The organism is Vibrio sp. (assembly GCF_038138445.1).
Taxonomy (GTDB): Bacteria; Pseudomonadota; Gammaproteobacteria; order Enterobacterales; family Vibrionaceae; genus Vibrio.
On the sequence record NZ_JAYQDQ010000141.1, the window covers coordinates 1 to 6,467 of the forward strand.

Below are 6,467 nucleotides of genomic sequence, written 5' to 3' on the forward strand. Positions count from 1 at the left end.
CCTTGGAACTTCAAACATTAACAACACCGCCCCGTGGGTTCATGGGGCGCATACATTAAAAATGCATGATGAGAATGTTCAAAAGGTTTAAAAGGTTTAAAAGGTTTAAAAGGTTTAAAAGGTTTAAAAGAAGAAGAACGCTTCTTTCTAAGAAGAAAATGGGATACATAAACTTATCGACGAAGTGTTCAGTATTTGGGCAGCATGAACACTGGCAAACCAAAACCATAAGCGTTCACCAAAGTTTATGGGGATGGTATCCCCATAAAACTTATCTTCGGCTGTTAAATTCCGCCTGACGGGATAAAGTACACCAGCGCTGACCAAACACCTACCCAACTGATTACAACCACGATATCGAACCAATTTCTCTTTAACATAGGTTCCCCCAATTAACATTAGCTCAATGAATAGCTAGCAACCTTTATGCCACCAATTTTGCTGTGTCAGTTGAGGTTCATTAAGCTCATTCGGGTTATCTTTGAGTAGCTCAATAAAGCAGTCCGTCATGGACCTATCTGTAACGATTTCTTCTCCATCCATATTCAATAAGGCATCGAACCCTTCTTTACCTTTCATTGTGTAAGCTGAGGATGTCCCTAAATAATATTTACTATTATCAATTACTTGCCAGCCTGACATTGGAGTGTATATTTGAAGCTCAACGATTCTTTTCCCTATTGGTGCTTGGCTTAAATACTTAAACTTAAGGTTATGTGTATATGGATAAGAGCCATCACCAGTCCCCTTAACTCCATTACTAAGCGCATTGTTTATTGCCCCTTCGAGTGCCGCGGCAATATCCTTCCCTTTCACTCTATAAACGCCAACAGGAACGGCAAATGGGAGTAGTTTTCCGGCAATATCGGCAACGGAAACATTACCTTGATGAAGCGAATTTCTGACTCCTCCTGCGTTATGAATAGCGAAGTCCACACCATAGCCAAGCTTATTCATCGAATAAGCAAAAGACTTAGCAATAATAGGTGCCAATTCACTTGCACCGAGTTCATCTGGAACTCTGACATGGCGCATTGGCCGATCTGCCACAGCAATGATTTGGTTCTGCAGTTCTCGAACACGAGGTAAGTACCTATTATTCAAAATCGCCTGAACATTAAGATCTTTCTTACAGACAATCACATTAGGGTGACTGTCAATAAATTGACGAGCAAGATCATATGGCGCTTGGTCCGTTGCACTCGTCATACTTGCATCCAAGAAAACACGCCTCCCAAGTAAGAGTTCGTTTTTTCCGATAAAGTTAGTAACTTTACCTTCCTCATCAAAGTCAATATCACAATGTCCCATGCTAAGGGAGTGATAACCTGCTTGAACAATATAAGTATCATTCACGACCATTCCATAGTCATCGTCTTTTTTAAGCCCCAAAGCGCTAAAGTCACCTTGCAAACGATGGCTATGCCCACCAACGATAATACTTATCCCATCAACCTTTTCGGCCAAATCAAAGTCGGCTTCGTAGCCCATATGGCTCAATAATATTATCTTGTTGATTCCCTGAGATTTAATTGCCTCAACCGTATTTTTCGCTGTTTGTATTGAATCAGTAAAGGGCGTGTCATGGTCAGGGTTCGATATATCGGACATTTTATCAATAGCTAAGGAGAATATGGCTATAGGCTCTTCCTGAGCATACTTTATAATCCAACTGGCCGTTCGAGTTTTAGGATCAAATGAATGTACATTCTCACTACCTTGAAGCGTGTATGTTTTGTCTTTCGCTTCTGCAGAAAGATCCCAATTGCCCGCGAGTAAAGGAAAATTAATTTGCTTTACAAACTTGGCGACAGGCAAATTACCCATATCTAATTCGTGATTGCCCAAAGCCATAGCGTCAAGGTTAAGTGCATTAAGCATTTCTGCATTCGCCTCTCCCTTAAACAAAGTGAAATACAAAGTGCCCTGAAAGCAGTCACCCGCATGAAGAAACACCATTTCCCTTGAGTCACAAAGGGTGGATTCTAGCTGTTTTTTTCGAGTAGCGATTCTGGCAAACCCCCCTGCACTCACATAAGGCGATAGGTCTTGATCTGGCAGGCTAATTGATAATTGAAGCGAAGTAGGTTCGAAATGTGAATGGGTGTCATTGATGTGAACAAGTCTAATTTTGGACATTTTATTCTTTTTATGTTGCATAGTTTTTCTCTCATTTTCGCTCACATTGTACCTGAACACTTATGACAAATTCATTAACTTTCACGCTTTTATCAGCTTTGTAAATACACTTGTGCAGATTAGAGGGATAAAAAGTACTGCTATCTAGTTACAAAATTTATAACTTTGTGAGCTAACCTTCTGCTTAATAGAGTCTTTTCTATTATGCTTTTAAGAAGAATAGCTCACTTAGGGTTAGTCAATGCTTCTAGAGCGGATTGAAATTTCCGGCTTTCGTGGGATCAAGCGGCTTTCCATCGCGTTTGAAGAGCTCACCACCCTTATTGGAGAAAACACCTGGGGTAAGTCATCACTCTTGGATGCTCTTGCGGTTGCTCTGCCTCCTAAAGGCACGCCATATCAGTTCGAAATGGCGGACTTTCATGTCGATTATTCTGTTGCGCACCCGCAAACACAGCACCTACAAATTGTATTGAGTTTAGTCTCTACTGATAAAAAAGAAATAAATTCTGGTCGTTATCGTAAAATCAAACCAGTATGGATTCAAAATTCCCAAGGGACAAACAAGATAATTTACCGCTTAAGTGCGAGCCGAAATGGTCATGAGGTAACAACTCGATACGCATTTCTTGATAGTCAGGGGAACTCACTGCCATTGCATCACTCTGAAAAACTTGCTCAAGAATTGATGACACTCCACCCTGTCATAAGGTTAAAAGACTCTCGCCGATTTGAAAGACCTATAAGTATTACTGGGGACGACAATGACAGAATCGAAAAGCGAATCAACAATACATGTAGACGCTTGATGGCAGTACCCGGCCACGTAAATAAAGGAGAAATGAAAAGTAGCTTAAATTCAATGAATGTATTGGTTGAGCACTATTTCTCATTCAAATCTAACACGCGTAAAAACCTTCGTAAGCAGAGAGACGGCATTTTCTTTAATAGCTCTCCGAATAACAAAAGTATTTCTCAGGTCGTTGAAGAAACTCAAAGTAAACAAACTAGGTTATTATTCATGGGTTTGCTCAACGCTTACTTGCAAGCAAAAGGGCCTAATAAATTACGTCGATGTGCAAGACCGTTACTTATTCTCGAAGACCCAGAAGGTCGCCTTCATCCGACCCACTTAGCCCGAGCTTGGAGCTTGCTTCAACTATTACCTATGCAAAAAATCCTTACCACCAACAGCGGCGATTTACTCGGGCAAGTCCCTTTAAACAGTATTCGTCGTTTAGTGAGGCAATCTGATAAAACCATAACCACTTACCTTCCAGCTCAAGGGTTCTCAAAAGATGAGCTTAGGCGGATTGGGTTCCACATAAGATTTCATCGCTCAGGTGCACTTTTCGCGAGATGCTGGCTTCTCGTTGAGGGGGAAACAGAAGTATGGCTATTTAATGAGCTTGCCAATCAATGCGGCTATAACCTAGCAGCTGAAGGTGTTCAAATAATAGAGTTTGCCCAATCAGGTTTAAAGTCATTAGTTAAAATTGCAAAAGCGTTCGGAATTGACTGGCATGTGGTTACTGATGGCGATGCCGCAGGTAAGAAATATGCATCAGCTGTGCGTGCCCAATTGGGTAATGATCAGGAAAGGCATCGTTTGACTGAACTACCAGATAGAGACATCGAACATTATTTATACAACAATGGTTTTGAAGCGTTTTTTAAAGATATGGTCCGTATACCTTTAGATCACCCAATTCCTCCCAAGAAAGTGGTCACCAGAGTCTTGAAGAAGTTTGCAAAACCTGATCTTGCTCTTGCGATTGTCTCCCACTGTGAAACTAAAGGAATGGATTGCATTCCAATCCTGCTTAGGTGGACACTAAAGCGTGTTGTCACAATGGCCAACGGTAATACATAAAAGGACGCCCCTGATAAAATAATCAGAGGCGTCTCGCTTTATTATTTTTTAATTCCTTCGACATGTAGCTCCATGTCTACATAGCTAGAAGAACCCATTACCGGAATTTTGAAGTCAGCTAGCTCAAGGCGAACTTTGCCGTCAAAACCTGCTCTTTCACCACCCCATGGATCCGCTCCAGCACCAATAAACTCAGCATCTATTGTTATAGGTTTGGTCACACCATGTAGATTTAGATCGCCATTGACCTCAAGTTTTCCATTTCCTTTATCAACAATGCTTGTGCTTTTAAAAGTCGCTTTCGAGAACTTTGATGCGTTAATAAAATCACCACTGCGTATATGTTTATCTCGCTCTGCATGATTGGAGTCTAAGCTCGTGGTATCAACTGTAACTGAAATTTTTGACGCACTGACATTTTTAGGATCATAAGAAAAATCACCTTCAAATTTATTGAATCGACCTTTTATAAAACTATATCCTAGATGACTAACTTTAAAGTTGATTGATGCATGAGCACCCTTAGTGTCAATGACGTAGTCGGCAGCACTGGCTCCGAGTGGCATCAACATAACTAAAGCCGCCAGCCCAGTAGCGAATACCTTTTTTTTCATTTTAAAGCTCCTATCATCTTACGTAGAGTATTATCTTTGTTTATCACGTGGTGCTTGATAGCAGCCATAGCATGAGCAGCTGCCATCAGAATAAGTGCCCAAGCACAATAGAAGTGTATTTCTCCAGAAATATCAGCTTGATTCTCAAAAAGTGCACCAAGGCTAGGGACTGAGAACCAATTAAATACATCAATACTTCGACCATCTTCAGTAGAAATTAGGTATCCCGAAACAAATAGTGTCAGTAATGCTAAGTACATTAGAAAGTGAACTAGCTTAGCGGCAAGGATTTCATACGACTTGCCTTCAATGTCAGGTGAAGGCGTCATTTTTTTCCAAACGATACGAAATACCGTCAAGCCCGCAAGAAGTAGCCCAATTGACTTGTGCCAATGTGGAGCTGTTCTATACCATTCACTGTAGTAACTTAAGTCAACCATCCACAGTCCGACTGCAAACATACCGATAACAACAATCGCAGATGTCCAATGGATAGCTCTGGTAACTGGATTGTAGTTTTTAACTTCTGAACTCATAGTCTCATCCAATAGTAAATGCATCTCTTTATCAACCAGACTATCGTCTAGTCTATTCCTAGCACAGATTATTTACCCATCTTTACATTCATAAAATAATCCTTAGTTGATCAAGTTATTCAAAAAAATTGATTAAGGATTTAGCTCACATTACCTGAGCAATGCTCCCATTAACTTTAGTTGTCATCAAAACAATCGAGAAAAACGATAAATGTTTAGTCGATATTTGGAATATAGCAACATAGCAAGTGGCACTCATGGTTGTGTTGTGACGCAAATTCAATCTTAACCATAAACCTCTAAATATGTTTAATATTTCTGTGTCCAAATGTAACTAATTGAGAACTTCACGTGCTAACATTTTTGTTAGTGCTATAACATTTGGGAGAATCATCTTGCTGCTAGACTTGCTGATCCAAAGTGTTAATGAGTTTCAAACCGATTGCATGAAGCTTTACCAAAAACATTACCCAAATATCCATAGCGAGGGGATGGATGAGCACCACTTAAGCTTGGCGTTTTCTCGTCGTCTATCTCGCACACTTACAAAGTTTGGACATAATTGCGAATATGTTGCACTGGGATCTACCACTCATTTTAATCCTATCCATCACTACAGGATTACGTCAGATGTGGGAACTGTGTGGGTTTTAGCATCTCATATGGTCACTGGGGGTAATATGTGCAGAAAGACATTTCTTCAAGCGATAGACCATTGGCAAGGAGAATACTCATTTGCAATTCAGCCCAATGATCTACTGCTACTAATTGGTGATCATTGGTTTTCACGCAATAAGCAAAGCAGAGAGCTGATACATTGGTGGACAGGAAAACTTCCTGACGATATTACTCAGTATCAAACACAAGGGGTAAAACTCTCGAAAGCTGACTCGCTGCTGGGACACTCATTAGAAGATTGTTTCTCGCTTAGCCCTTATTTTGTTAAATGTACTCACCCTCTTCAACGTCCAATAGACAAACAAGCCGTGCGCAAATACGTCCAACTGTATTGTGTTGCTCAGTTAAGTTAGTGTCAATAAGGTTTCATCGTAAGAGTTTATAACATCGATGGTTACACTCTAGGCTAGTCATATTCAATTGAATATCTAACTATTTCAGCTCACCAAATCGTTCTAGATATAGAACCGTCGCAGCAGTGCGGGAAGAGACCTTAAGTTTCTTCAATAGCTTTTTCATATGTACTTTTACCGTCTGTTCTGAAATGTACAAGTCATTCGCTATCTGTTTGTTGGTAAGCTGGCGGTAAACCCCATCTAATCATTTCCTTTTAAATTCGGTATTGTC

The 6,467-nt window shown here is 40.4% G+C and carries 5 protein-coding genes and 1 pseudogene; 2 read left to right on the top strand and 4 right to left on the bottom strand.

Annotation, left to right across the window (positions count from 1 at the left end; all coding sequences use genetic code 11):
• Positions 1-414: 414 nt before the first annotated feature.
• Positions 415-2,160, bottom strand: coding sequence for a bifunctional UDP-sugar hydrolase/5'-nucleotidase (locus tag AAFM34_RS20010; protein ID WP_341665894.1), 1,746 nt, complete (start codon positions 2,158-2,160; stop codon positions 415-417).
• Positions 2,161-2,380: 220 nt separating this feature from the next.
• Here AAFM34_RS20010 and AAFM34_RS20015 point away from each other — a divergent pair, with 220 nt between their 5' ends.
• On the top strand, positions 2,381-4,012 hold the full coding sequence (locus tag AAFM34_RS20015) for an ATP-dependent endonuclease (RefSeq protein ID WP_341665896.1): 1,632 nt from the start codon (positions 2,381-2,383) through the stop codon (positions 4,010-4,012).
• 41 nt (positions 4,013-4,053) lie between these two features.
• Here AAFM34_RS20015 and AAFM34_RS20020 read toward each other — a convergent pair whose 3' ends face one another.
• Both AAFM34_RS20020 and AAFM34_RS20025 read right to left on the bottom strand, forming a co-directional pair.
• Positions 4,054-4,626, bottom strand: coding sequence for a YceI family protein (locus AAFM34_RS20020; RefSeq protein WP_341665898.1), 573 nt, complete (start codon positions 4,624-4,626; stop codon positions 4,054-4,056).
• On the bottom strand, positions 4,623-5,162 hold the full coding sequence (locus AAFM34_RS20025) for a cytochrome b (RefSeq protein WP_341665899.1): 540 nt from the start codon (positions 5,160-5,162) through the stop codon (positions 4,623-4,625). The genes AAFM34_RS20020 and AAFM34_RS20025 overlap by 4 nt, the downstream gene beginning before the upstream one ends.
• Before the next feature lie 395 nt (positions 5,163-5,557).
• Between AAFM34_RS20025 and AAFM34_RS20030 the strand changes: the two genes are divergently transcribed.
• Positions 5,558-6,193, top strand: a complete 636-nt coding sequence (locus AAFM34_RS20030; RefSeq protein WP_341665901.1) for a hypothetical protein — start codon at positions 5,558-5,560, stop codon at positions 6,191-6,193.
• A 79-nt stretch (positions 6,194-6,272) separates the two neighbouring features.
• Here the strand turns inward: AAFM34_RS20030 and AAFM34_RS20035 are convergent.
• Positions 6,273-6,425, bottom strand: a pseudogene (locus tag AAFM34_RS20035) (LuxR C-terminal-related transcriptional regulator); the annotation flags it as partial.
• Positions 6,426-6,467 lie beyond the last annotated feature (42 nt).

Excerpts from the sequence above, each read along its gene's own strand:
- AAFM34_RS20025 (WP_341665899.1), bottom strand. The coding sequence starts at position 5,162 with ATGAGTTCAGAAGTTAAAAACTACAATCCAGTTACCAGAGCTATCCAT.
- AAFM34_RS20020 (WP_341665898.1), bottom strand. The coding sequence starts at position 4,626 with ATGAAAAAAAAGGTATTCGCTACTGGGCTGGCGGCTTTAGTTATGTTG.
- AAFM34_RS20015 (WP_341665896.1), top strand. The coding sequence starts at position 2,381 with ATGCTTCTAGAGCGGATTGAAATTTCCGGCTTTCGTGGGATCAAGCGG.
- AAFM34_RS20010 (WP_341665894.1), bottom strand. The coding sequence starts at position 2,160 with ATGCAACATAAAAAGAATAAAATGTCCAAAATTAGACTTGTTCACATC.